Origin of the sequence: Stappia sp. TSB10GB4 (genome assembly GCF_900185745.1) — a bacterium.
In the GTDB taxonomy this organism is placed as follows: Bacteria; Pseudomonadota; Alphaproteobacteria; order Rhizobiales; family Stappiaceae; genus Stappia.
Window position 1 is genome coordinate 127,096 of sequence record NZ_FYAV01000041.1, and the last position, 22,447, is coordinate 149,542.

The 22,447-nt window shown below is 69.0% G+C and carries 22 protein-coding genes; 3 read left to right on the plus strand and 19 right to left on the minus strand.

Going from position 1 to position 22,447, the window contains the following annotated elements:
* Positions 1–39: 39 nt before the first annotated feature.
* From miaB to TSB10GB4_RS08870, 12 genes are all read right to left on the minus strand, one after another.
* Complete coding sequence (miaB, locus tag TSB10GB4_RS08815) at positions 40–1,521, minus strand: tRNA (N6-isopentenyl adenosine(37)-C2)-methylthiotransferase MiaB (RefSeq protein ID WP_186395435.1); 1,482 nt, start codon at positions 1,519–1,521, stop codon at positions 40–42.
* A gap of 63 nt (positions 1,522–1,584) precedes the next feature.
* Complete coding sequence (locus tag TSB10GB4_RS08820; protein ID WP_186395436.1) at positions 1,585–2,427, minus strand: 1-acyl-sn-glycerol-3-phosphate acyltransferase; 843 nt, start codon at positions 2,425–2,427, stop codon at positions 1,585–1,587.
* A gap of 4 nt (positions 2,428–2,431) precedes the next feature.
* Complete coding sequence (locus tag TSB10GB4_RS08825; RefSeq protein ID WP_186395437.1) at positions 2,432–2,902, minus strand: Fur family transcriptional regulator; 471 nt, start codon at positions 2,900–2,902, stop codon at positions 2,432–2,434.
* 98 nt (positions 2,903–3,000) lie between these two features.
* Positions 3,001–3,489 carry a ribosomal protein S18-alanine N-acetyltransferase gene (gene rimI, locus TSB10GB4_RS08830; protein WP_186395438.1) on the minus strand — a complete coding sequence of 163 codons (489 nt, stop codon included), beginning with the start codon at positions 3,487–3,489 and terminating at the stop codon, positions 3,001–3,003.
* A complete protein-coding gene (gene tsaB / locus TSB10GB4_RS08835) occupies positions 3,486–4,154 on the minus strand; it encodes a tRNA (adenosine(37)-N6)-threonylcarbamoyltransferase complex dimerization subunit type 1 TsaB (RefSeq protein WP_186395439.1) in 669 nt (222 codons plus the stop codon). Before tsaB ends, rimI begins: the two co-directional genes overlap by 4 nt.
* A 176-nt stretch (positions 4,155–4,330) precedes the next feature.
* Complete coding sequence (locus TSB10GB4_RS08840) at positions 4,331–4,885, minus strand: NifU family protein (RefSeq protein WP_186388565.1); 555 nt, start codon at positions 4,883–4,885, stop codon at positions 4,331–4,333.
* Between the two features lie 145 nt (positions 4,886–5,030).
* Entirely contained in the window at positions 5,031–5,525 is a 495-nt protein-coding gene (locus TSB10GB4_RS08845; RefSeq protein ID WP_186388564.1) for a universal stress protein, read from the minus strand.
* A gap of 70 nt (positions 5,526–5,595) precedes the next feature.
* Positions 5,596–6,900 carry an ATP-dependent protease ATPase subunit HslU gene (gene hslU / locus TSB10GB4_RS08850; protein WP_186395440.1) on the minus strand — a complete coding sequence of 435 codons (1,305 nt, stop codon included), beginning with the start codon at positions 6,898–6,900 and terminating at the stop codon, positions 5,596–5,598.
* 100 nt (positions 6,901–7,000) lie between these two features.
* A complete protein-coding gene (locus tag TSB10GB4_RS08855; protein ID WP_186395441.1) occupies positions 7,001–7,543 on the minus strand; it encodes a GNAT family N-acetyltransferase in 543 nt (180 codons plus the stop codon).
* Positions 7,533–8,090, minus strand: coding sequence for an ATP-dependent protease subunit HslV (hslV, locus tag TSB10GB4_RS08860; RefSeq protein ID WP_186395442.1), 558 nt, complete (start codon positions 8,088–8,090; stop codon positions 7,533–7,535). The genes TSB10GB4_RS08855 and hslV overlap by 11 nt, the downstream gene beginning before the upstream one ends.
* A gap of 173 nt (positions 8,091–8,263) precedes the next feature.
* Positions 8,264–10,654: a 1-deoxy-D-xylulose-5-phosphate synthase N-terminal domain-containing protein gene (locus TSB10GB4_RS08865; protein ID WP_186395472.1), complete on the minus strand. Its 2,391-nt coding sequence runs from the start codon at positions 10,652–10,654 to the stop codon at positions 8,264–8,266.
* Between the two features lie 198 nt (positions 10,655–10,852).
* On the minus strand, positions 10,853–12,061 hold the full coding sequence (locus TSB10GB4_RS08870; protein WP_186395443.1) for a methionine gamma-lyase: 1,209 nt from the start codon (positions 12,059–12,061) through the stop codon (positions 10,853–10,855).
* Between the two features lie 168 nt (positions 12,062–12,229).
* Between TSB10GB4_RS08870 and TSB10GB4_RS08875 the strand changes: the two genes are divergently transcribed.
* The gene (locus TSB10GB4_RS08875; protein WP_186388560.1) at positions 12,230–12,682 is read left to right on the plus strand and encodes an Lrp/AsnC family transcriptional regulator; all 453 of its coding nucleotides are present in this window, start codon (positions 12,230–12,232) and stop codon (positions 12,680–12,682) included.
* A gap of 25 nt (positions 12,683–12,707) precedes the next feature.
* Here the strand turns inward: TSB10GB4_RS08875 and TSB10GB4_RS08880 are convergent, their stop codons facing one another.
* From TSB10GB4_RS08880 to TSB10GB4_RS08890, 3 genes are all read right to left on the minus strand, one after another.
* Complete coding sequence (locus TSB10GB4_RS08880) at positions 12,708–14,894, minus strand: TRAP transporter fused permease subunit (RefSeq protein WP_186395444.1); 2,187 nt, start codon at positions 14,892–14,894, stop codon at positions 12,708–12,710.
* An 84-nt stretch (positions 14,895–14,978) separates the two neighbouring features.
* Positions 14,979–15,950 (minus strand): TAXI family TRAP transporter solute-binding subunit, encoded by a 972-nt coding sequence (locus tag TSB10GB4_RS08885; protein ID WP_186395445.1) that lies wholly within the window; start codon positions 15,948–15,950, stop codon positions 14,979–14,981.
* Positions 15,951–16,174: 224 nt separating this feature from the next.
* The gene (locus tag TSB10GB4_RS08890; protein ID WP_371328882.1) at positions 16,175–16,540 is read right to left on the minus strand and encodes an MmcQ/YjbR family DNA-binding protein; all 366 of its coding nucleotides are present in this window, start codon (positions 16,538–16,540) and stop codon (positions 16,175–16,177) included.
* A gap of 159 nt (positions 16,541–16,699) precedes the next feature.
* On the opposite strand from TSB10GB4_RS08890, the gene TSB10GB4_RS08895 reads away from it, so the two are divergent.
* A complete protein-coding gene (locus tag TSB10GB4_RS08895; protein ID WP_186395446.1) occupies positions 16,700–17,281 on the plus strand; it encodes an NADPH-dependent FMN reductase in 582 nt (193 codons plus the stop codon).
* A 15-nt stretch (positions 17,282–17,296) separates the two neighbouring features.
* Here the strand turns inward: TSB10GB4_RS08895 and modC are convergent, their stop codons facing one another.
* The 4 genes from modC to TSB10GB4_RS08915 all read right to left on the minus strand — a co-directional run bounded on the left by modC (position 17,297) and on the right by TSB10GB4_RS08915 (position 20,440).
* Positions 17,297–18,403, minus strand: a complete 1,107-nt coding sequence (modC, locus tag TSB10GB4_RS08900; RefSeq protein ID WP_186395447.1) for a molybdenum ABC transporter ATP-binding protein — start codon at positions 18,401–18,403, stop codon at positions 17,297–17,299.
* Positions 18,400–19,095 (minus strand): molybdate ABC transporter permease subunit, encoded by a 696-nt coding sequence (modB, locus tag TSB10GB4_RS08905; RefSeq protein WP_186395448.1) that lies wholly within the window; start codon positions 19,093–19,095, stop codon positions 18,400–18,402. The genes modC and modB overlap by 4 nt, the downstream gene beginning before the upstream one ends.
* 45 nt (positions 19,096–19,140) lie before the next feature.
* A complete protein-coding gene (modA, locus tag TSB10GB4_RS08910; protein WP_186395449.1) occupies positions 19,141–19,935 on the minus strand; it encodes a molybdate ABC transporter substrate-binding protein in 795 nt (264 codons plus the stop codon).
* A 136-nt stretch (positions 19,936–20,071) separates the two neighbouring features.
* Positions 20,072–20,440: a winged helix-turn-helix domain-containing protein gene (locus TSB10GB4_RS08915; RefSeq protein WP_186395450.1), complete on the minus strand. Its 369-nt coding sequence runs from the start codon at positions 20,438–20,440 to the stop codon at positions 20,072–20,074.
* 315 nt (positions 20,441–20,755) lie between these two features.
* Here TSB10GB4_RS08915 and TSB10GB4_RS08920 point away from each other — a divergent pair, with 315 nt between their 5' ends.
* The gene (locus TSB10GB4_RS08920) at positions 20,756–22,435 is read left to right on the plus strand and encodes a methyl-accepting chemotaxis protein (protein ID WP_186395451.1); all 1,680 of its coding nucleotides are present in this window, start codon (positions 20,756–20,758) and stop codon (positions 22,433–22,435) included.
* The last annotated feature ends 12 nt before the right edge of the window (positions 22,436–22,447 follow it).

Genomic DNA, 22,447 nt, shown 5'->3' on the forward strand with positions numbered 1-22,447 from the left:
CTCCTGGCATCCTGCCTCCTGAAACCCCCGGCGCGGGCCTCACGCCCGAGCCCGCAAGGGCGTTGCCTCGCCGCTATTGTGCCCCGGCGCAAGACGCGCGAACAGGGAATTCGCGCCGGTTGCGACGATTTCCACCGGCACGATCTCGCCGATCAGGCTCGCATCCGCATCGAACTGCACCGGCTGCAGCCAGGGCGAGCGGCCGTTGAGCTGTCCGGCATTGCGGCCGGGCTTTTCCACCAGGACCTCGCAGGTGCGCCCGACGAGGCTCGCGTTGAAGGCCTTCTGTTGGCGCGCCACCAGGTCCTGCAGCTCCAGCAGCCGGGCGGTCATGACCTCTTCGGGCACATGACCCGCCATGGTGGCGCCCGGCGTGCCGGGACGGGGGCTGTATTTGAAGGAGAAGGCCGAGGCGTAGCCGACCTCCTCGATCAGCGCCATCGTGTCGCGGAAATCGGCGTCGGTCTCTCCGGGAAAGCCGACGATGAAATCGCAAGAGAGGGCGAGATCCGGCTGGGCGGCGCGGATGCGCTCGATCAGGCGGAGATAGTCGGCGCGCGTGTGCTTGCGGTTCATCGCCTTGAGGATGCGGTCGGAGCCCGACTGCACCGGCAGGTGCAGATAGGGCATCACCTGCGGCAGGTCGCGATGGGCGGCGATCAGCGCGTCGTCCATGTCGCGCGGATGGCTGGTGGTGTAGCGCAGCCGGTCCAGCCCGTCGATGCGCGCCAGCCGCTCCAGCAACCGGCCGAGGCCCCAGGCGGAGCCATCCGGCCCCGCGCCGTGCCAGGCATTGACGTTCTGGCCGAGCAGGGTGACCTCGCGGATGCCGCGCGCGGCCAGCCGCTCGGCCTCGGCGACGATCTGCGCGACATCGCGGGAGACTTCCGCGCCGCGCGTATAGGGCACGACGCAGAAGGTGCAGAACTTGTCGCAGCCCTCCTGCACCGTCAGGAAGGCGGTGTAGCTGCGCGGCCGTCCCGATGTCTTCGCCTCGCCCGCCGCCTGCGGCTTCGACAGGTGGCGGAACTTTTCCTCGATCTCAAACTCGGTCTCGACGACGCTCTCGCCGGCCGCCGCGCGGCTGACCAGTTCCGGCAGCCGGTGATAGGTCTGCGGCCCGAAGACCAGGTCGACGACGGGCGCGCGGCGGGCGATCTCCTCGCCCTCTGCCTGGGCGACACAGCCGGCGACGCCGATCATCGTCTCGCGGCCCTGCTCGGCGCGCGCGGCCTTCAGCTTGCGCAGCCGGCCGAGCTCCGAATAGACCTTCTCCGCCGCCTTCTCGCGGATATGGCAGGTGTTGAGGATGATCAGGTCGGCATCCTCGAGCGTCTCGGTGGCGCTGTAGCCCTGCGGCACCAAGGCGTCGGTCATCCGCTCGCTGTCATAGACATTCATCTGGCAGCCATAGGTCTTGACGAAGACCCGGCGCGCCGGCGCCGTGCCGGCGGCGTGGCTCGCCACCGGATCGCTGACGGTGCCGTCCCCTGCCGGGGTGTTGGTGATCTCTTCGCTCATCCTGTCTCCGCGCGGGTCCTGCCGCGCCGTCTGCCGCCCGGCCGCTCGCCGATGGGGCCTGCTTTAGCCGTTTTCGGGCGCGTTGAGAATAGCCGGCGCATCCGGGACACCCGGTCCCGCCGGCGGATAGCCCGCCCGCACATGGCCGGCAAGCCGGCGCACCTCGTCTTCCAGCAGCCGCGTTAGGGTCTTGCGGTCGATGTCCGGCGTCACCCGCACCGGCTCGCCCCAGACCACGGCGACATCGATCGCGCCCTGGCGCACGACATTCATGAAATGCGGCCCCATCTCCATGTCGCCATACCAGGCGACATGCGGACGGAACTGCCGTCCCATCGGCAGGCCGTGCAGATGGGTATAGGCAAGCGCCAGCGGCTGGATCCACATTTCCCCCTCGTCGCCGGCCAGCGCATGGCGGGCGGCGCCGATCAGGGCGGAGCGGAACGGCAGCACCTCGTTGCCGCTGTTCGACGTGCCTTCCGCGAACAGCACCATGGCATCGCCCGAGGCAAGGCGGGTGCCCAGCTCCTCGGCGGTGCGCCCGGTCGCGCTGCGCCGCTGGCGGTCGACGAAGACCGAGCGCTGCAGCTTGGCGAAAAGCCCGAAGACCGGCCAGGAGGCGACCTCGGTCTTGGCGACGAAGGACAGCGGCATGCGGCTGCCGAGCACGGTGATGTCGAGCCAGGAGACGTGATTGGCGACGATCAGCAGCGGGCGCTCGCGCGCCGGCCGGCCGATCTCGCGCACGCGGATGCCGACGGTGCGGCAGGCGATGCGGTGCCAGACGACGGGGAGCGAGCGCTTCAGCCCGCCCTTCAGGCGCAGCGCCACCCACTGCACCGGGATCAGCGGCAGCGTCACCACCGTCAGGGTCGCCAGCACCGTCGCGACGCGCAGGCGCCTCATCGGATCAGTCCCGGTCCTGTGGCGGCAGCGGCACGCCGTAAAGCTCCAGCCGGTGGTCGACCAGCCGGTAGCCGAGCTTGCGAGCGATGGCCTCCTGCAGCCGCTCGATCTCCTCGTTGCGGAACTCGATGACGGTGCCGCTCTTCAGGTCAATCAGATGGTCGTGATGCTCTTCCGGCACGGTCTCGTAGCGGGCGCGTCCGTCGCGGAAATCGTGGCGCTCGATGATGCCGGCATCCTCGAACAGCTTGACCGTGCGATAGACCGTGGAAATGGAGATGCGCGGGTCGTTCTCCACCGCCCGGCGGTAGAGTTCCTCGACGTCCGGATGGTCGCTGGCGCCTTCGATGACCCGGGCGATGATGCGCCGCTGCTCGGTCATGCGCATGCCCTTGGCGACGCACTGCTCCTCCAGCGAGGCGGACGCTTCGTCGGCCGCGGTCTCGGCGCCCTTGCGGCTGCCGGAATCGGTCATCTCGCCTCTCCTTCTCGCGCCCCGGCTCGCACCTCGGCTCGCACCCATCGACCGGTACGCCGGCCGGCTTGCGGGCCGTCGCACCACCGCCAAGCCGATTACGCCAGATCGACCCGCATGACAAGCGCACCGCCATCGCCCGCGCTGTCGCGATAATAGCCGCGCCGCTCGCCAACCTTGCGGAAGCCGAGACGGCGGTAGAGCGCCAGCGCCGGCGCGTTGGCGGCATCGACCTCGAGGAACAGCGAGGCCACCCGCTCGGCATAGAGCCGGGACAGGGCGCTGCGCATCAGCAGGCCGCCGACGCCGCGCTGGCGCTGGCGCGGATCGACGGCGATGGTCAGCACCTCCGCCTCGTCGGCGGCAACGCGCAGGATGACGAAACCGAGGATCGAGCGGCTGCCGAACAGGCTGGAGCGGCGGGCCTGCAGGATGGTGACGCCGGGCTGGCGGGCGAGCGCGGCCAAATCGTCCTCGCTCCAGCCGCTGGGGAAGGAACGCTCGTGGATCTCGGCCAGCACAGCGTAGTCCGCCGGGGTCGCCTCCTCCACCACCGGCGGCTCGGGCAGGAACCACCAGGGGCTCATGCCAGCAACCGCAGGTCGCGCCGCGCCGGTGCCGCGTCGGGCGGGCGCAGGTAGAGCGGCTCGGGCGGATGGCTGCCGATCTCGGCGACAGCGCCGAGGCGGGCGACGTCGACAATGTCCGGCCAGGCGGCCTCGCCGAGGATCCTGAGATCCTCGCGCCCGCTCGCCGCGACCAACTTCGCCGCGCCGCTCCCGTAAAGAGCTGCCCCCGAGGGCAGAGCCGCGCCATAGGCTGCGGCATCGACCGCTCGCGGCGCCTCGAGCGGCGTCCCGTCGGCGGCAAAGCCCTGTGCATAGATCTCGCCGCCCTTGGCCGCCAGCACGGCGCGGACCGGCTCGTCCGCCGCGATCCCGGCGGCAAGCGCCGCCAAGGTGCCGATGCCGACCGCCGGCGCGCCGACCACGAGGGCGATGCCGCGCGCCGCCGACAGGCCGACCCGGAGCCCGGTGAAGGAGCCCGGCCCGACCGTCACCGCGATCCGGTCGAGCGCGGCGAAGGGCAGGCTCGCCTCCACCATCACATCGGCGATCATGCCCATCAGCCGTTCCGCATGGCCGCGCCCCAGCACCTCGCAGGCCGAGGTCAGGCGCGCCATGCCGCCGCCGCCGTCATGGACGGCGACAGAGCAGGCGTCGAGCGCGGTATCGATGGCGAGCAGGCGCATGAGATGACTAAACCGGTCGCGGTGGGAGAAGTCGACAAGACCAATTGCTAATAGCGCCCGCCCACCCGGACGCGGTGGCGGCGACGGGCGGGACGGCTCCCGGCAGACGCGCCCAAAAGCGAGGGCGGCCCGGCCGTTTCCTGGCCGGGCCGCCCGTCGTCTGCCGGCATGCCGGATCAGATGGCGCGCACTTCCTCGACTTCCGGGACGAAGTGCCGCAGCAGGTTCTGGATGCCGTGCTTCAGCGTCGCGGTGGAGGACGGGCAGCCCGAGCAGGCGCCGCGCATCGACAGATAGACGATCCCGTCGCGGAAGCCGCGGAAGGTGATGTCGCCACCGTCCTGCGCCACCGCCGGGCGCACCCGCGTCTCGATCAGTTCCTTGATCGTGTCGACAGTCTCCTCGTCGCCCGCCTCGAAGAACTCGTCCTCGCTTTCCTCGGCCATCTCGCTGGCCATCACCGGGGCGCCGGACAGGAAATGCTCCATGATCGCGCCGAGGATCGCCGGCTTGATATGCTGCCAGTCGACATCGCCCTTGGTCACCGAGATGAAGTCGTGGCCGAAGAAGATGCCTTCGACGCCGTCCACCTGGAACAGCTTCTGCGCCAGCGGCGAGGTGCCGGCGTCTTCGCTCTTGCGGAAGTCCATGGTGCCTTCCGACACCACGATCCGGCCGGGGAGGAACTTGAGGGTCGCCGGGTTCGGCGTCGCCTCGGTCTGAATGAACATGTCGGTCTTCCTTGTCCTGGCGGGCCCTGGCATGCCCTCGCGGGCGCGGCCCTTTGGCGCGCGGCCACCGGTCTTGACCCTAATATACAGCGCCGGGGCGCAGGTTTCCAGATTGGAATGGTTCCAGTCTGTGCTTTTGTCGGGCTCAGGCGAGCGCGGCGATCGATTCGTCGTCGAGCGTGCCGGGCACGATGGTCACCGGGATAGGAAAGCTGCCGGCCCCCTTGCCCGCGATCGCGGTGACGAGCGGGCCCGGCCCTTCCGAGCCGCTGCCGGCCGCCAGCACCAAGATGGCGATGTCGGCATCCTCCTCGATCAGTTGCAGGATCTCGTCGGAGCGGTTGCCCTCGCGCACCACCAGTTCCGGCGTGGTGCGCGCCACCGCCCGCACCCGGTCCGCCGCCCGGGCAAGGCAAGCATCGGCCTCCTCGCGGGCTTCGGCGCGCATGATGTCCTCGACGCCGATCCAGTGCTGGAAGTCGCCCGGCGCGATCACATAGAGCAACGTAGCGACACCGCCGGTGCGTTCGGCACGCTTGGCGGCATAGACGATGGCCCGATCGCATTCCGCCGTGTCATCGACGACGACGAGAAACTTGCGCCTGTGGCCTTCCTCGAAACTCTTGCGGATCGCTACCATGGGCGCATGCTGCCATTGCCGCCGGGGCGCGGCAAGCGCCATGCGGTCGCGGGGGACATCTTGCCGGGGATCACAGGATGAACCTCGACAGATCGACATTCTTGGCAAGCTCGCCGATATTCTCGCGCACATAGGCGGCGTCGATCGTCACCTGGCGATCCGTCATGTCGGGCGCGACGAAGGACACTTCGTCGAGGATCCGCTCCATCACCGTCTGCAGCCGCCGGGCGCCGATATTCTCGATCGTGGCGTTGAGGTCGACGGCGATGGAGGCGATCTCGTCGATGGCGTCGTCCGTGAAGGTCAGCTCCACCTCCTCGGTCGCCAGCAGGGCGACATATTGCTTGATCAGGCTCACTTCCGTGTCGGTCAGGATGGCGCGGAAATCGTCCCTGGTCAGCGCCTTCAGCTCGACGCGGATCGGCAGGCGGCCCTGCAGCTCCGGCAGAAGATCGGACGGCTTGGCGACATGGAAGGCGCCGGAGGCGATGAACAGGATGTGGTCGGTCTTGACCGGCCCGTGCTTGGTGGCGACCACCGTGCCCTCGATCAATGGCAGCAGGTCGCGCTGCACGCCCTCGCGCGAGACGTCGCCGCCCATGCGCTCGCCGCGCGCGCAGATCTTGTCGATCTCATCCAGGAAGACGATGCCGGCATTCTCCACCAGATGGACTGCCTCCTCCACCACCTTGTCCTCGTCGAGCAGCGCATCGGCCTCCTGCTCGATCAGGATCTGGTAGCTGTCGCGCACATTGATCCGGCGCGGCTTGGTCTGGCCGCCGAAGGCCTTGCCGAGCATGTCGGACAGGTTCATCACGCCGACGCTGGCGCCGGGCATGCCGGGCATCTCGAAGCTCGGCATCTGCGGGGCGGCCCGCACCTGGATCTCGATCTCCTTGTCGTCGAGCTCGCCGGAGCGCAGCTTCTTGCGGAAACTATCCTTGGTCGCCGGGCTCGCGCCCTTGCCGACCAGCGCCTCCAGCACCCGCTCCTCGGCCTGCAGATGTGCCTTGGCCTCGACCGCCTTGCGCTTGGCGGCGCGCACCAGGGCGATGCCGGCCTCGACCAGGTCGCGGACGATCTGTTCCACGTCGCGGCCGACATAGCCGACTTCCGTGAACTTGGTCGCCTCGACCTTGACGAAGGGCGCATTGGCCAGCTTGGCGAGCCGGCGGGAGATCTCCGTCTTGCCGACGCCGGTCGGGCCGATCATCAGGATGTTCTTCGGCATCACCTCCTCGCGGAGGCTGTCGTCAAGTTGCTGGCGGCGCCAGCGGTTGCGCAGGGCGATGGCGACGGCACGCTTGGCGTCCTTCTGGCCGACGATGTAGCGGTCCAGCTCGGAGACGATCTCGCGGGGGGACAAAGTGGTCATGGCCGTGTCTTTCTCTCGATGAAACTCAGTCGGCGGGCGAAACGATCCGGGCCGGACCGATCAAGGCCGGACCGAGTCGGGCGGGCGCGGTGCCGCCCCGTCATGGATGCGCCTCCCCGGCATCGGCCACGTGTTCCATGATCAGCGCTCCGCCGGTGCGGCCGGCAAGATGCGCAAGCGGGCGAAACCCCGCCTTCTCATAGGCGCGGCAGGCGCGGCCGTTGTCCGCGTCCGGATCGATGACGATCCGCTGGTGGCCCCTTGCACGAAGCTGCGCGACGAAGGCGGTCAGCGCCGCCGTGCCGATGCCGCGCGACAGATCCTCCTCGCGGCCGATAGACAGGTCGACGCCGACCGCCTCGGCCGGCAGTTCGGCCAGCCAGGGATGGTCGGCGACGAGGTCCGGCGCCCGGTTGTCGGCCACGCGCCAGAGCTGGATATAACCGGTGTCGCGGCCATCCAGCGTGAAGAGGTAAGGCTCGGTCGTGTCCCGCCCCTCGACCATGTCTCGGATCTGCGCCAGCTCGGTCTCCGGTTCGTCCCACCACTGGCGCCAGTGCGGGGTCTCCAGCCACCGCGCCAGCAGCGGCAGGTCGGCCGTTGTGACCGGCCGGAAGCCGATGCGCTGCGGGTCAATCGGCATCCAGCGTCTCGATGGTGAGGTTGCCGTTGGTGTAGACGCAGATCTCGGCAGCGATCGCCATAGCCCGGCGGGCGATGGTCTCAGCATCGAGATCCGAATCCGCGAGCGCGCGGGCGGCGGCCAGCGCGTAGTTGCCGCCCGAGCCAATGCCCATGACGCCGCCTTCCGGCTCCAGCACGTCGCCGGTTCCGGTCAGCACCAGCGACACCGACTTGTCGGCCACCAGCATCATCGCCTCGAGGCGGCGCAGGTAGCGGTCGGTGCGCCAGTCCTTGGCGAGCTCGACGCAGGCGCGCATCAACTGGCCCGGATACTGCTCCAGCTTGGCCTCCAGCCGCTCGAACAGGGTGAAGGCGTCGGCGGTGGCCCCGGCGAAGCCGGCGATCACCTCGCCCTTGGCGAGCGGGCGCACCTTGCGCGCCGTGTGCTTGATCACGGTCTGGCCGAGGGAGACCTGCCCGTCGCCGGCGATCACCACCTTGCCGCCCTTGCGGACGCTGAGGATGGTGGTGCCGTGCCAGCCCGTGGGATCGTGCTGTGCCTGCATGCGCTGTCGTCTCCTGCCAGGTCGTTCGGGGCGCGGGGCACGCAACGCGCAGCACCCCTCCGGTCTGCCCCCTCCGGTCTGCCTATGTAAGCAGGCGGGCGGGGAATGCAAATCCCCCGCCCGCTACAGGCGCCTTGCAGGCAACAGGAAAATCGGCGCAGGACGCGCGCGCCTCAGAGCGGATTGACCAGCCGCACCGGGCGCCCCGGCGCCAGTTCCGAGGCCGCCGCGACGATGGCGTCCGCATCGATGCCGAAGTGGTGGTAGAGGTCGGCGACGGTGCCGGTCTGGCCGAAATGCTCGACGCCCAGCGCCGCCGTGCGGTGGCCGCAGACCGAGCCGAGCCAGGCGAGCGTCGCCGGATGGCCGTCGATCACCGTGATCATCGTGCAATGCGCCGGCAGCGGCGACAGCAGCCGCTCGATATGGCTCATGGCGCCGCGATGGCCGCGCTTGCGCATGCGCATCGCCGCGTGCCAGCCGGCGTTGAGCCGGTCGGCGGAGGTCACCGCCAGCACGCCGATGTCGCGGCGGTCGCCGCCGATGCGGCCGGCCGCCTCGATCGCCTCCGGCGCCACCGCGCCCTGATAGGCGATCACCACCTCGCAATTCGGCCCCGGCTCGCGCAGCCAGTAGGCGCCGTCGATGACGCCGCGGCGAAAGCGCTCGTCCTTGCGCTGCATCGGCTGTTCCAGCGCCCTTGTCGACAGGCGCAGATAGACCGAGCCGCCGGTCTCGTCGCGCAGCCAGGTGCGCTCGTCATGCACCGCCTCGCCGTCGCGCTGCAGGTAGTCGAAGCTCCAGTCCATGATCAGCGACAACTCGTCCAGCCAGGCCGGCTCGAACGAGGCGAGCCCGTCCTGGCTCATGCCGATCAGCGGGGTGGCGACCGACTGGTGCGCGCCGCCCTCCGGCGCCAGCGTCACGCCCGAGGGCGTCGCCACCAGCAGGAAGCGGGCATCCTGATAGCAGGCATAGTTCAGCGCATCGAGACCGCGCGAGATGAACGGATCGTAGAGCGTGCCGACCGGGATCAGCCGCTCGCCGAACAGCGAATGCGACAGGCCGGCCGCGCCCAGCAGCAGGAACAGGTTCATCTCGGCGATGCCCAGCTCGATATGCTGGCCGTCGGGCGAGAACGCCCATTTCTGCGCGGACGGGATCCGCTCGTCGCGGAACGTGTCGGCCAGTGCGTCGCGGGCGAACAGGCCGCGCCGGTTCACCCAGGGGCCGAGATTGGTGGAGACGGTGACGTCCGGCGAGGTGGTGACGATGCGCTCGGCAAGCTTGCTGTCGGAGCGGGCGATCTGGTCGAGGATCTTGCCGAAGCCGGCCTGGGTCGACAGCACCTTGTCGTCGAGCGCGACAGGGCCGGTGGTCGCCACCGGCTCGGCATGATGGCGACGGCGGCCGGCGGCGAAGAACGGCGTCGACAGCACCGCCTGGCGCAGCGCCGCCGCGTCCATCTCGAGCCCCTCGGCAAGGTCCCATTCGTGCCCCTCGCGCACCTGCATGGCGGCGCGGAACTCGTCCATCTGGCCAGGCGTCATCAGGCCGGCATGGTTGTCCTTGTGGCCGGCGAGCGGGGTGTTCCAGCCCTTGATCGTATAGGCGACGAAGGCGGTCGGCCGGTCGTGGCGCGCCTGTTCGGCAAAGGTCTCGCTCAAGGTCTCGAGGCAATGGCCGCCGAGATTGGTCATCAGCTCCTGCAGCTCGGCGTCGCTGCGCCGCTCGATCAGGGCCGTCGCATCGCCCTGGTCGCCGATATCGTCGAGCAGGCGCTTGCGCCAGGCAGCGCCCCCCTGGAAGGCGAGCGCCGAGTAGAGCGCGTTGGGGCAGCCGTCGATCCAGGCGCGCAGAGCCTCGCCCCCCGGCTCGGCGAAGGCGGCCTTTTGCCGCGCGCCGTATTTGAGCCGCACCACGTCCCAGCCGAAGGCGCCGAAGATCGCCTCGATCCGCCCGGCCAGGCCCTCGCGGACGACGCCGTCGAGGCTCTGGCGGTTGTAGTCGATGATCCACCAGGTGTTGCGCAGGCCGTGCTTCCAGCCTTCCTGCAGCGCCTCGTAGATATTGCCCTCGTCGAGTTCGGCATCGCCGACCAGCGCGATCATCCGCCCCTCGGGGCGCTTGGCGGCCCAGGGCTTGGCGGCGAGATAGTCCTGGATCATCGAGGAAAACGCGGTGATCGCAACGCCGAGGCCGACCGAGCCGGTGGAGAAATCGACGTCGTCGATGTCCTTGGTGCGGCTGGGATAGGACTGCGCGCCGCCATAGGCGCGGAAGGCCTCCAGCTTCTCGCGCGTCTGATTGCCGGCCAGATACTGCATGGCATGGAAGACGGGCGAGGCATGCGGCTTCACCGCCACCCGGTCCTGCGGGCGCAGGCAGTCGAAATAAAGCGCCGTCATGATCGACACCATCGAGGCGCAGGAGGCCTGATGGCCGCCGACCTTCATGCCGTCGCCCTTTTCCCGCACGTGGTTGGCGTTGTGGATCGTCCAGCAGGCGAGCCACAGGAGTTTCTTCTCGATGGCCTTCAATTCGGCCTTGCGGGTGCTGTCCATCACTGCCTTTGCCTTCGCGCGCGTCGTGCCGCAGGGACGCCAACCATAAGGGCGGCATTCGGCGAATTTTGTTCGCTTTTTTCTTTTTTGCGCCAAAATCTTTCCGAAATCGATCCCTGGCGGGCCGAAAGCGATGCAAAATTACCCGCCCCGCCGGAGCCTCGCGCCGCCGGAGCTTCGCCGTTCGGAATCGCCCGCTCAGGCGGCGACGCGCCAGACCTTGTCGAGCGCCTGGGCAAGGTCGGCGAGAATGTCTTCCGGCGTCTCCAGCCCGACCGACAGGCGGATCAGCCCGTCGGAAATGTCGTGCTCCTGTCGCTCCTCAGGGGTGTAGGTCGAATGCGTCATGCTCGCCGGGTGCTGGACCAGCGTTTCGGCATCGCCGAGGCTGACGGCGCGGCGAGCGAGCGCCAGCGCGTTGAGGAATTCGATGCCGGCCCCCATGCCGCCGACCAGCTCGAAAGCGATCATGCCGCCGAAGCCCGGCATCTGCCGCACGGCCAGCCCATGCTGGGCAAAGCTCGGCAGGCCCGGATAGTGGACGGTCGCAACCGCCGGGTGGTCCTCCAGCAGCCGGGCAGCGGCCTGCGCGCTGGCGCAGTGGCGCTCCATCCGCAGTTCCAGCGTCTTCAGCCCGCGCATGATCAGATGCGCGGTGAGCGGCGCCATCACCGCGCCGGTCATGTCCTTCAGCCCGACGAGGCGGACCTGGAGCATGTCCTCGGCCGAGCCGGCCGCAATGCCGGCGATCAGGTCGCCATGGCCGCCGAGATATTTGGTGGCCGAATGGACGACGATGTCGGCGCCCAGTTCCAGCGGCCGGGTCAGCACCGGCGTCGCATAGGTGTTGTCGACCACGGTGCGGGCGCCGGCCGCGCGGGCGATTCCCGAGACGGCGGCGATGTCGACGAGGCGCATGTTCGGATTGGCCGGCGTCTCGAAATAGACGATGCGGGTGCGCGGCGAGATCGCCGCCGCAACGTTCTTGGGATCGCGCATGTCGACATGGGTGACGGTGATGCCGAACTTCGCCAGCCCGTGGCGGAAGAAGGCGAAGGTGCAGCCATAGAGCGTCCGGTCGACGAGGATCTCGTCGCCCGGCGCGAGAAAGGTCCACATCACCGCGGTGATCGCGCCCATGCCGGAGGCGAAGGCGATGGCCGCCTCGCCGCCTTCCAGCACCGCCATCCGGTCTTCCAGCAGCGCCAGCGTCGGGTTGGAGAGACGGCTGTAGACATGGCCCGCCCGCTCGCCGGCGAACATCTCGCCGCCGGCTTCCGCCGTCTCGAAGGCGAAGGTCGAGGTCAGGTGCACCGGCGGGGTCAGCGCGCCCTCATTGGCGAGCGGGTCGTAGCCGTGATGGATGGCGCGGGTGGCAAAGCTGAGCGGACGGTTGCTGCGGGTCATGGCGAAGGCTCCTCTACCGGGTGCGGGCGGCGAGAGCGCGGGCAATCCCGCCCGTTCCTCTCCCGAACCGCTGAGGGCAGTCTAGGGTTTCGCGAGAGGTGATTTCTGGCGTAGTTTGCCCCTCGATCTGTTCAGATTGGCAGGTTCTGCCAACAATGAGGCCTGAAGATGGACGATATCGACCGCCGCATCCTGCGCGAGTTGCAGCAGGACGGGCGCCTGACCAATCAGCAGCTATCGGAAAGGGTGGGCCTGTCGCCCTCGCCCTGCCTGCGGCGGGTGCGCAACCTGGAAAAGGCCGGCATCATTTCCGGCTATGCGGCGGTGGTCGACCCGCAGGCCTACGGGCTTCCCGTCACCGTGTTCCTGCAGGTGAAGCTGACGCCGCACACCCAGGAAACGGTGACGACCTTCGAGCAGGCGGTGGCCGGCATCGAGGAGATCATGGATTGCTACCTGCTCGCCGGCGACCGCGACTATCTGCTCAAGGTGGTGGTCGCCTCGCTCGCCGACTACGAGAGCTTCATGCGCCGGCGGATCCACAAGATCCCCTGCATCGCCTCGCTGGAATCGAGCTTCGCCTTCGGCACGGTCAAGCACTCGCAGGTGCTGCCGGGGTGAGCCGGGCAGCACCTGCGCGCTGCGCTCAATCCAGGCCGCGGGCCAGGGTCTTCGGCGTCACCAGCTTCTTCTGAGCGGCCCATACGCCGATCGCCGCGGCGAGGCCGATGGCGTCGGTGATCCAGCCGCCGGCGATCATCGCCAGCGCCGCCGCGCCGAGAACGAGGCGGAAGACGACGTTGAGCCGGCCGAAGAACCAGGCCTGCACCGCCGACGACAGCAGGAAGATGCCGAAGGCGGCGGAGATGAAGACATGCAGGATGTCGAACCAGTGCCCCTGCATCAGCATCGCCGGCGAGGTGAAGAACATGAAGGGCACGACGAAGGCGGCAAGGCCGATCTTGAAGCTCTCGACGCTGGTTCGCATCGGATCGGACTGGGCGATCGCCGCCCCCGCATAGGCGGCCAGCGCCACCGGCGGGGTGATCGCCGACATCACCGCGAAGTAGAAGATGAAGAAATGCGCGGTGAGCGGCGGGATGCCCATCTGGATCAGCCCCGGCGCGATCACCGAGGCGGCCACCGCATAGGCCGCCGTCGTCGGCATGCCCATGCCGAGGACGATCGACACGACCATGGCGAAGAACAGGGCGATCACCTGGTTCTGGTCGGCAAGGCCGAGCAGCAGCGAGGAGAAGCGCGTGCCGATGCCGGTCAGCGCGATGACGCCGACGATGATGCCGGCGGCGGCGCAGACGGCGACGAGCTGCAGCGACATCTTGGCGGCGATCTGCAGCGCGAACAGCACCTCCTTCACGCCCATCCGGTAGGGGGTCAGCCAGCTCACCACGGCGGCGGCGGCCATCGCCAGCGTGCCGGCGCGGATCACCGAATAGCCGGAGAACAAGGCGCCGATCAGGATGAAGATCGGCACGAAGAGATAGGCCTGGCGCAGCAGCTTGGAGAACTGCGGCAGTTCCTCGCGCGGCAGGCCCTTCATGCCGAACTTCTGCGCGGCCAGGTCGACCATGAAATAGACCGAGATGAAGTAGAGCACGGCCGGGATGATCGCGGCGACGACGATGTCGGCATAAGCGATGCCGGTGATCTCGGCCATGATGAAGGCGCCGGCGCCCATGATCGGCGGCAGGATCTGGCCGCCCGAGGAGGCGGCGGCCTCGACGGCGGCCGCCGTCTGCGGCTTGTAGCCGACCTTCTTCATCAAGGGGATGGTCAGCGAGCCGGTGGACACGACATTGCCGGCCGAGGTGCCGTTGATCATGCCCATCAGGCCGGAGCCGAACACCGCGACCTTGGCCGGGCCGCCGCGCGCGCCGCCGGCGGCGGCGAAGGCGAAATTGACGAAATATTCGCCGACCCGCGAGGCCTGCAGGAAGGCGGCGAAGGTGACGAACAGGATGATATAGGTCGAGGAGATCGCGGTCGTCGGGCCGAGGATGCCCTGGTCGGTGTAGATATAGGTGAAGAAGCGCGACAGCGAATAGCCGCGATGGTTGAGAATGCCGGGCAAGTAGGGTCCGACGAAGCTGTAGATGACGAACAGCGCCGCGATGATCACCAGCGCCAGGCCGGCGAGCCGGCGGGTCATCTCCAGGATCAGGATCACGCCGGCGATCGCGGCGAACATGTCCGCGTCCTTGGCGAGCGCGGTGCCGGCGCGCAGCCGCAGGAACGGCGCGTGGAAGATGATGTACATCGCCACCGTGACCGCCGCGAGGGCGAGGAACACATCGGCGAGATCGAGCGTGCCGCGCTGGCGATCCGGCAGGACCCAGCTCATGGCGATCAGCCAGAGCGTGCCGCCGACCAGCGGCCAGCCGAAGCTTGCGACCAGCGCGGTCTTGGCCGCGGCCTGGCCGACCCCCTCGCCGGTGACGAAGAAGCCGACCGCCTGGACGAAGGCGGCCGCGACGGCGAGCGCCCCCGGCGCCAGCAGCGCCAGATAGAGACCGCGCGACAGGCCCCGCCTGCCCGGCGCCGCATCATCGGCGAAGAGGATCGAGGAAAACAGCAGGAAGCCGAGGGCGAGACCGCCGCCGACATGGATCAGCCGGTAGGTCCAGGTCTCGAGCGGATAGAGGTTCATCACCCCGACATGGAAGGAGGTGAAGAGGATGCAAAGAGCGATGATTACCTTGCCGGTAATCCCGGTCGGCACGCGCTGGTTGCCCGTAGTGATTTCCGCGTCGACGCCGCTGGCGATCATGGCGCTGTCCGCGGACGCCGCGCCGATGGACGAGTTCGATGACATGGTGGCTCCTCCCGCCCTGCATCCGATATGCATGCGGCGCGGGCCCGCTGGGACCCGCGCCGCGATTTTCGAGCTAGTCCCGGCTCACTTCAGTTCGTCGGGAACGGTGATGCCCTTCTCCTCGAGATAGCGCACGGCACCGGGGTGGAACGGCATGAAGGTGTTCTTGTCCCAGTTCTCCAGCAGCGTCTCGCTGGCCGCGGCATGGATCTGCACCATGCGCTCCGGGTTCTCCAACGCCAGCTTGGTGATCTCGTAGGCGAGGCTCTCCGGCATGTCCTGATGGGCGATCGCGAAGTTCCACAGGGCGACGGTTTCCTGGTCATAGTCGTGGCCGGCATAGGTGCCGGAGGCGATCGTCAGCGGCGCCATTGCCGGATAGGCGGCGAGCACCTTGGCCTTCTCGTCCTCGGTCAGGCCGAACATCACCACGTCGTTCTCGGCGGCGAGCTGGCTGAAGGCCGAGATCGGCACGCCGGCCGCGAAGGCGAAGGCGTCGATCAGGCCGTCCTTGAGCTGGCTCGCCGCATCCGATGCGCCGGCATTGGAAATGTTGGCGGTGACGCCGACCGCTTCCATGAAGCGCGGCCAGTAGGTGCCGGGCGTGCCGCCGGCCGGGCCGACGCCGACGCGCTTGCCGGCGAGGTCGGAGACCGACTTGATGCCCGAGGACTTCAGCGCGATCACCTGGAACGGCGTCTGGTACATCGGGAACAGCGCGCGGATCGACTTGTGCTCGAGCCCCGGCGCCAGTTCGGACTGGCCGATCCAGGCGTCATAGGCCGGGCCCATGGTGACGAGGCCCATCAGGTGATCGCCGGTCTCGACCAGCGTCACGTTCTGCACCGGACCGCCGGTCACTTCGCCGGTGGCGTTGAGGCCGAGCGCCTCGGAAATATAGCTGGCAAAGCCGTTGCCATAAACGAAGTAAGTCCCGCCCTGGCTGGCAGTGCCGATCGTCAGTTCGTTCGGCCAGCCGGTCTTGTCCTGAGCGGTGGCGGTGCCCATGCCAATCACGGCGGCTGCGGCGATGGCGGCGAGTGTCCTGAACTTCATTCTTTCCTCCCACGGAAACTCGGAACGACCCCATGTCACGCTCCGGTTGTCGCGCAAGACCGCACGGAAGCGTCAAACATGTCAACAGGATCGGCGCCTGTATTTCAAGCAGCACCTGCGTGATGTCAACGAAAAGCCCCGCCGGCTCCCGTCAAATCCGGGGAAACTGCCGCAGCGGCGGGCGGGCGGGCGGAGAGTTTCCCGGCGGAATTACGAGTTTATACCTACAGCCCGAGCTCGGCCCGTTTCGCCCGCGTCAGCTTTGCCGCCACCAGCCTGTGCGCTTCCGCGAGATGGGCGCGGATGTCGTCGGCCGCCAGCGGCGCGCCGGCGCGGACCTGCACCCAGGAGGCGCGGGCAAGATAGGGCGCCGGCACAACGCCGGGCAGGTCGGTGAGGATGCGGTAGGAGAGGTCCGAGCATTTGAAGGCGATGGCATCGTCCGCGCCCTCGCCCCAGGAGGAGCAGATCGCGAAGATCTTGCCGCCGACCTTCCACACCGAGGCCCCGCCCCATTGCACCACATGGGTCGCGGCCGGCAGGGCGGCGCAGGTGGCGTCGAACTGCGCGCGGGTGATCGCCATCGTCATCGGCGCGGGGCCCGCCCCGTCGGCCCAGGGAGAGGACCGGCGCTCCCCTCCGCAGAGCGGCCACTGGCCAGGGATGCCCTGCGACATATATGCAAGGCCGTCTGCGCCAACTCGTCCACAGCCGTCTCCTCCACAGCCATCCGACGATAAGGGGTTTCCATGAAAGACGTCCGCATCCTCATCCTTTCCGGTTCGATCCGCACCGGATCCTACAACACCAAGCTCGCCGCGCTGGCCGCCAAAACCGCCGCAATGGCCGACGCCAAAGTGACGCAGATCTCGCTCGCCGACTATCCCCTGCCGATCTATGACGGCGACCTGGAGGCGGACACCGGGGTGCCGGAGAACGCCCGAAAGCTGAAGGCGGTGTTCCAGCAGCACAACGGCGTGTTCATCGCCTCGCCGGAATACAACACCGCCGTGACGCCCTTGCTGAAAAACACGCTCGACTGGGTCTCGCGCCTGTCGGACAAGGGCGAGCCGCCGGCCGCCGCCTTCCGCAACCGGGTCTTCGCGCTCGGCGCCGCCTCGATCGGCGCGCTCGGCGGCATCCGCGGCCTGATCGGCCTGCGCACCATCCTGGAGATCGGCCTCGGCGCGCTGGTCATTCCCAACATGGCGACCGTGCCCAATGCCGCGTCCGCCTTCGACAGCCACGGCCATCTCACCAACGAGCGCACCGCCGGCCTGCTGCAGGAGACGATCGCCCGGCTGATCGAGGAAGTGAAGCTGCGCGGATAGGCGCGCAGTTTTTCCCTACCGCCCCTCGCGGCCCTCGATCCAGACATCCTCCTGCGCCACCGCGACGGATTTGAGGATGGCGTGGCAGGCAAGGCCGGGGGCAAGGCCGAGCGCCTCGGCGGAGCGGCGGGTGACGCGGGCGAGCAGCCGGTCGCTGCCGCAGCGCAGTTGCACGACGACGCCCGGCCCCTCGCCCCGGCGCAGCGAGACGATCTCGACGGGAAGCTGGTTCAGCGCCGAGATGCCCTCCTGCGGCGCCAGCGACAGCATCACGTCATGGGCATGGATGCGCACGCGGACCAGCGTGCCCGGCGCGGCAGCGATATGCGGCAGCAGCAGCCGACCGCCGGAGGTCGCCAGTTCGCTCAGCCCGTCGGGATGATGGGCCGCGACGGTGGCGGCGATCACCGCGCCGGCATCGCGGATGCCAAGCGTCGGCACGGCCTGCGGGTCGCTCAGCACCTCGGCCGGCGTGCCGGAGCGCACCACCCGCCCCTCACTGAGCGCCACCACCGTGGTGGCAAGGCGCGCGACCTCGGCGACCGAATGGCTGACATAGAGGATCGGCACCCTGGTCTCGCGGCTGAGGCGTTCGAGATAGGGCAGGATCTCGGTCTTGCGCGCCTCGTCGAGCGAGGCGAGCGGCTCGTCCATCAGCAAGAGGCGCGGACCGCTGAGCAGCGCCCGGCCGATGGCGACGCGCTGGCGCTCGCCGCCCGACAGGGTGCCCGGACGGCGGGCGAGCAGCGCGCCGATGCCGAGCATCTCGACGACGGTGCCCATATCGGCGACCTCCGCCCCGTGACGGCGGGCGAACCAGCGGCCATAGCCGAGGTTCTGGCGCACGGTGAGATGCGGAAACAGCCGCGCCTCCTGGAAGACATAGCCGATGCGGCGCAGGTGCGGCGGCACGAAGACGCGTTCGCTCGTGTCGAACAGCGTCTCGCCGCCGACCCTGGCATGGCCGGCATCGACCGAGATCAGCCCGGCCAGCGCGTTGACCACCGTGGTCTTGCCCGAGCCGGAGCGGCCGAACAGGGCGGTGACGCCGGGCGGCGCCTCGAAGGCGAGGTCGAGCGCGAAGCCTGAAAAGGCGTGGCGGAGGGCGACGGACAGGCTCATGCGCCGCGGATCCTGCGGGCGACAAGCCGGCTCACCCATTCCGACAGCAGCAGCGCGGTCATCGCCACGACGATCGAGACCATGACCAGCCGGGCGGCGGAGGCCTCGCCGCCGGGCACCTGCATGAAGGCATAGATCGCCGACGGCAGGGTCTGGGTCTCGCCGGGAATGTTGGAGACGAAGGTGATGGTGGCGCCGAATTCGCCCATCGCCTTGGCGAAGGCGAGCACCGAGCCGGCGATGATGCCCGGCAGGATCAGCGGCAGGGTGATGGTGAGGAACACCATCGCCCGCGAGGCGCCGAGCGTGCCGGCCGCCTGCTCCAGCTTCGGGTCGACCGCCTCGATGGCGAGGCGGATCGCCCGCACCATCAGCGGAAAGGCCATGACGCCGGCGGCCAGCGCCGCCCCGGTCCAGCGGAAGGCGAAGACCAGGCCGAACGTGTCGGCGAGAAAGCTGCCGACCGGCGCGCGGCGGCCGAAGGTGGCGAGCAGCAGATAGCCGGTGACCACCGGCGGCAGGATCAGGGGCAGGTGAACGAGGCCGTTGAGTACCTGCTTGCCGGGAAAATTGCCGCGGGCAAGCAGCATGGCGACGAGAATGCCGAGCGGCAGGCTGACCAGCGTTGCCCAGAAGGAGACGCGCAGGGACAGCGCGACGGCGCTCCATTCCTGCGGACTGAGATACTCCATGCGTCTGCGGCCCCGCCCCCGATCCGTTCACCCGTCCCGAACGCGTCACTCGCCCAGAACGACAAAGCCCTGCTTTTCGAAGGCGGCCCGGGCCTCCGGTCCGCGCAGATAAGCAAGGGCCGCAATGGCAGCCGGCTTGCCGCTCTGCGCCATCACCGCGGCAGGATAGACGATCGGCGGATGGCTGTCGGCGGGAAAGGTGGCGACGACCGTCACATTGTCCTCGGCGGCCGCATCTGTCGCATAGACGATGCCATAGGGCGCCTCGCCGGCGGCGACCAGCGCCAGCGCGGCCCGCACATTGTCGGCCTGCGCCACCTTCGGCGCGGCGGCCTGCCACAGGCCGAGGTTCTCCAGCGCCGCCTTGCCGTAGATGCCGGCGGGCACCGCGTCGACCAGCGCCATCGCCAGTCGGCCGTCGCCGAGCAAGGCGGCAAGGTCGAGAGCGGGGGTGATCTCGACGGGAGAGGCGTCCCGACCGTGGGCGATCAGCACGATGACGTTGCCGAGCAGGTCGACCCGGGTTCCCGCCTGGACGAGACCGTCGGCCTCGACCGTGTCCATCCAGTCGGAGCTGGCGGAAATGAAGATGTCCGCCGGGGCGCCGGCCTGGATCTGTCGCGCCAGGGCGGAGGAGCCGGCCAGCGACACGACCAGCCTGTCGCCGGTCGCCGCCTCGAAACCCGGGGCGATCTGGTCCATCGCGGTCTTCAGGCTGGCGGCCGCAAAGACCAGCACGTCGTCCGCCCGGGCCGCGCCCGGTCCGGCCGCCAACGCCAGCGTGGCGGCGAGCAGCAGGGCCGACGGCCGCAGCCCAGATCGAAGAAAGGCGAACGTCATCGGCAGGTCTCCCTCTCCCGTCCGGCAGGCGGCGCGCCCCTCCCGGCAAGCGTTATGGTCGAGCGGAAATATCGCCTGTCGACGCCCGGCGCGCAAGCGTTATTTCCAACGGGACATATCGATGAATCGGAGACATCTAGCCGCCCGGCGGCTCGCGCAGCAGCGCGCGCAGGCCGTCGATCTCGCCGCGGCCGGCCTCGCGGGCTTTCGCCTCCATCGCCCGGTAGAGGTCGAGCACCGCCTCGCCGCCCTCCGTCAGCCGCGCCCCGCCGCCACTCGCCCCGCCGCGCGAGCTTTCCACCAGGGGCGCGGCGAACATGGCGTTGAGCTGCTCGACCAGGGTCCAGGCGCGCTTGTAGCTCATGCCCATGCGCCGGCCGGCGGCGGCGATCGAGCCGGTCGCGGCGATGCCCTCCAGCAGATCCGCCTTGCCGGGGCCAAAGGCGGCGTCGGGTTCGAAGACGAGGCGCAGGCGCACCCCGACCGTCTGGTCGTCCTTGTTCATGGGAGGAGCCTAGTCGCTTTGCGGCGGGGAGGGAATCGGCCGGCGAAGCAGAGAGGCGGGAAAACGCGCGGCGCGCCCTCTCCGGCGTGATTTTCGCAGCCGCACCCCGCCCTCGATCAACTTTGGCACATGCGCATACCCGCAGCGGAAACTACTTTGTCACGAAAGAGATTCCGTAGATTCTACAGGTACTCCTTCAGAAAAACTGTCGCGATTCCCCTACGGCTTAAACCCCGGTTAAGCGGTTTCGGCTATCGAACTCAGGTCTTTGCATCGGCGCCCGCCGGTCCTCCCAAGCCGCAAGGATCCGCTTTCATGTTCAAGCATGCATCCATCGTCCAGAAAATGCTCGCCGTGGTGCTCCTGATGGGGCTCACCGCCGCCGGGATCGCGACCGTCGCCTTCCTGCAACTCAACGACCTGACCCGCTCCTTCAACACCGTCGGCGCCTCCGAGGAGGCGGCCCGCGAGGCGATGGACCTGCGCATCGACATCATCGCGATCAGCCGCATGACCTATCAACTGGCGCAGGCGAGCGACAAGGCGCAGGACTTCCGGGCCGAGAGCGCCCGCCGCGCCGAGGAAATGCTCGAGCGCCTGCCGAAGCTGGCGGCGGTCGCCGATGCGCGCCAGCGCGAGCAACTGGAGGCGATCCGCGCGGCGCTGGAAAGCTACTTCGCCCGCATCGGCGCGATGATCGACACGGCCGCCTCGGCCGCCAGCGACGAGGCCGCGATCCGCGGCGCGCTGGCGGCGGCGCTGGACGGGCAGAAGGCCGTAACCGACACGGTCAAGGTCTATAGCAGCTACTCTGCCGAGATGATGGCGGGCCAGCGCGCGGAGGCGGCCAGCGATGCCCAGACGGCGGCACGCAACGTGGTCGTCACCGCCCTTGCCGCGATCCTCATCGGCGCCGCCATCGCCGGCTGGATCGCCCGCAACAGCATCTCGCGCCCGCTCGGCCGCATCGTCGGCGTGCTGACCGAACTCGCCCGCGGCAACACCGAGGTGGAGATCGCCGGCGCGGACCGGCGCGACGAGATCGGCGAAGTGGCGCGCGCCGCCGGCGTCTTCCGCGACCAGGCGATGGAAAACGCCGCCATGACTCGCGAGCAGGAGGCGCTGAAGGCCCGCGCGGAGACCGAGAAGCGGGCCGCCCTCGCCGAACTGGCGCAGGAGTTCGAGCGCTCGGTCGGCCAGGTGGTGGAATCGGTGTCGGCGGCAGCGGCGCAACTGGAATCCTCGGCCCGGCTGATGTCCGGCAGCGCCGAACAGACCTCGCATCAGTCGGTCGCCGTCGCCGCCGCCTCGGAAGAGGCCTCGGCCAATGTCCAGACCGTGGCCGCCGCCACCGAGGAACTGACCGCCTCGGTGCGCGAGATCGCCGGCCAGGTGGACCAGTCGAACCAGATGTCCTCCGTCGCGACGACGGATGCCAATGCCGCCGCCACCAAGGTGCACAGCCTGTCCGACGCGGCCCAGAAGATCGGCGACATCGTCGAGCTGATCTCCGGCATCGCCGCCCAGACCAACCTGCTGGCGCTCAACGCGACGATCGAGGCCGCGCGCGCCGGCGAGGCCGGGCGCGGCTTCGCCGTGGTGGCGGCCGAGGTCAAGGACCTGGCCGACCAGACCGCCAAGGCGACGACCGAAATCGCCGGGCAGATCGCCGCGATCCAGACCTCGACCACCGAATCGGCGACCGCGATCAACGGCATCGCCGAGACGATCCAGCGGCTGAACGGCATTTCGGCGGCCGTCGCGGCGGCGGTGGAAGAGCAGGCGGCAGCCACCCAGGAGATCGCCCGCAATGTGCAGGAGGCCTCGGTCGGCACGGCGGATGTCTCGCACGCCATCACCACGGTGACCCAGGCCGCCGACGAGTCGAGCCATGCCGCGGGCCAGGTGCTGCAGGCGTCGAGCGAATTGTCGCGCCAGGCCGCGACGCTGCGCGGCGAACTCGCCCGCTTCCTGTCGGGGATGCGCGCCGCCTGACCGGGCGCCGAT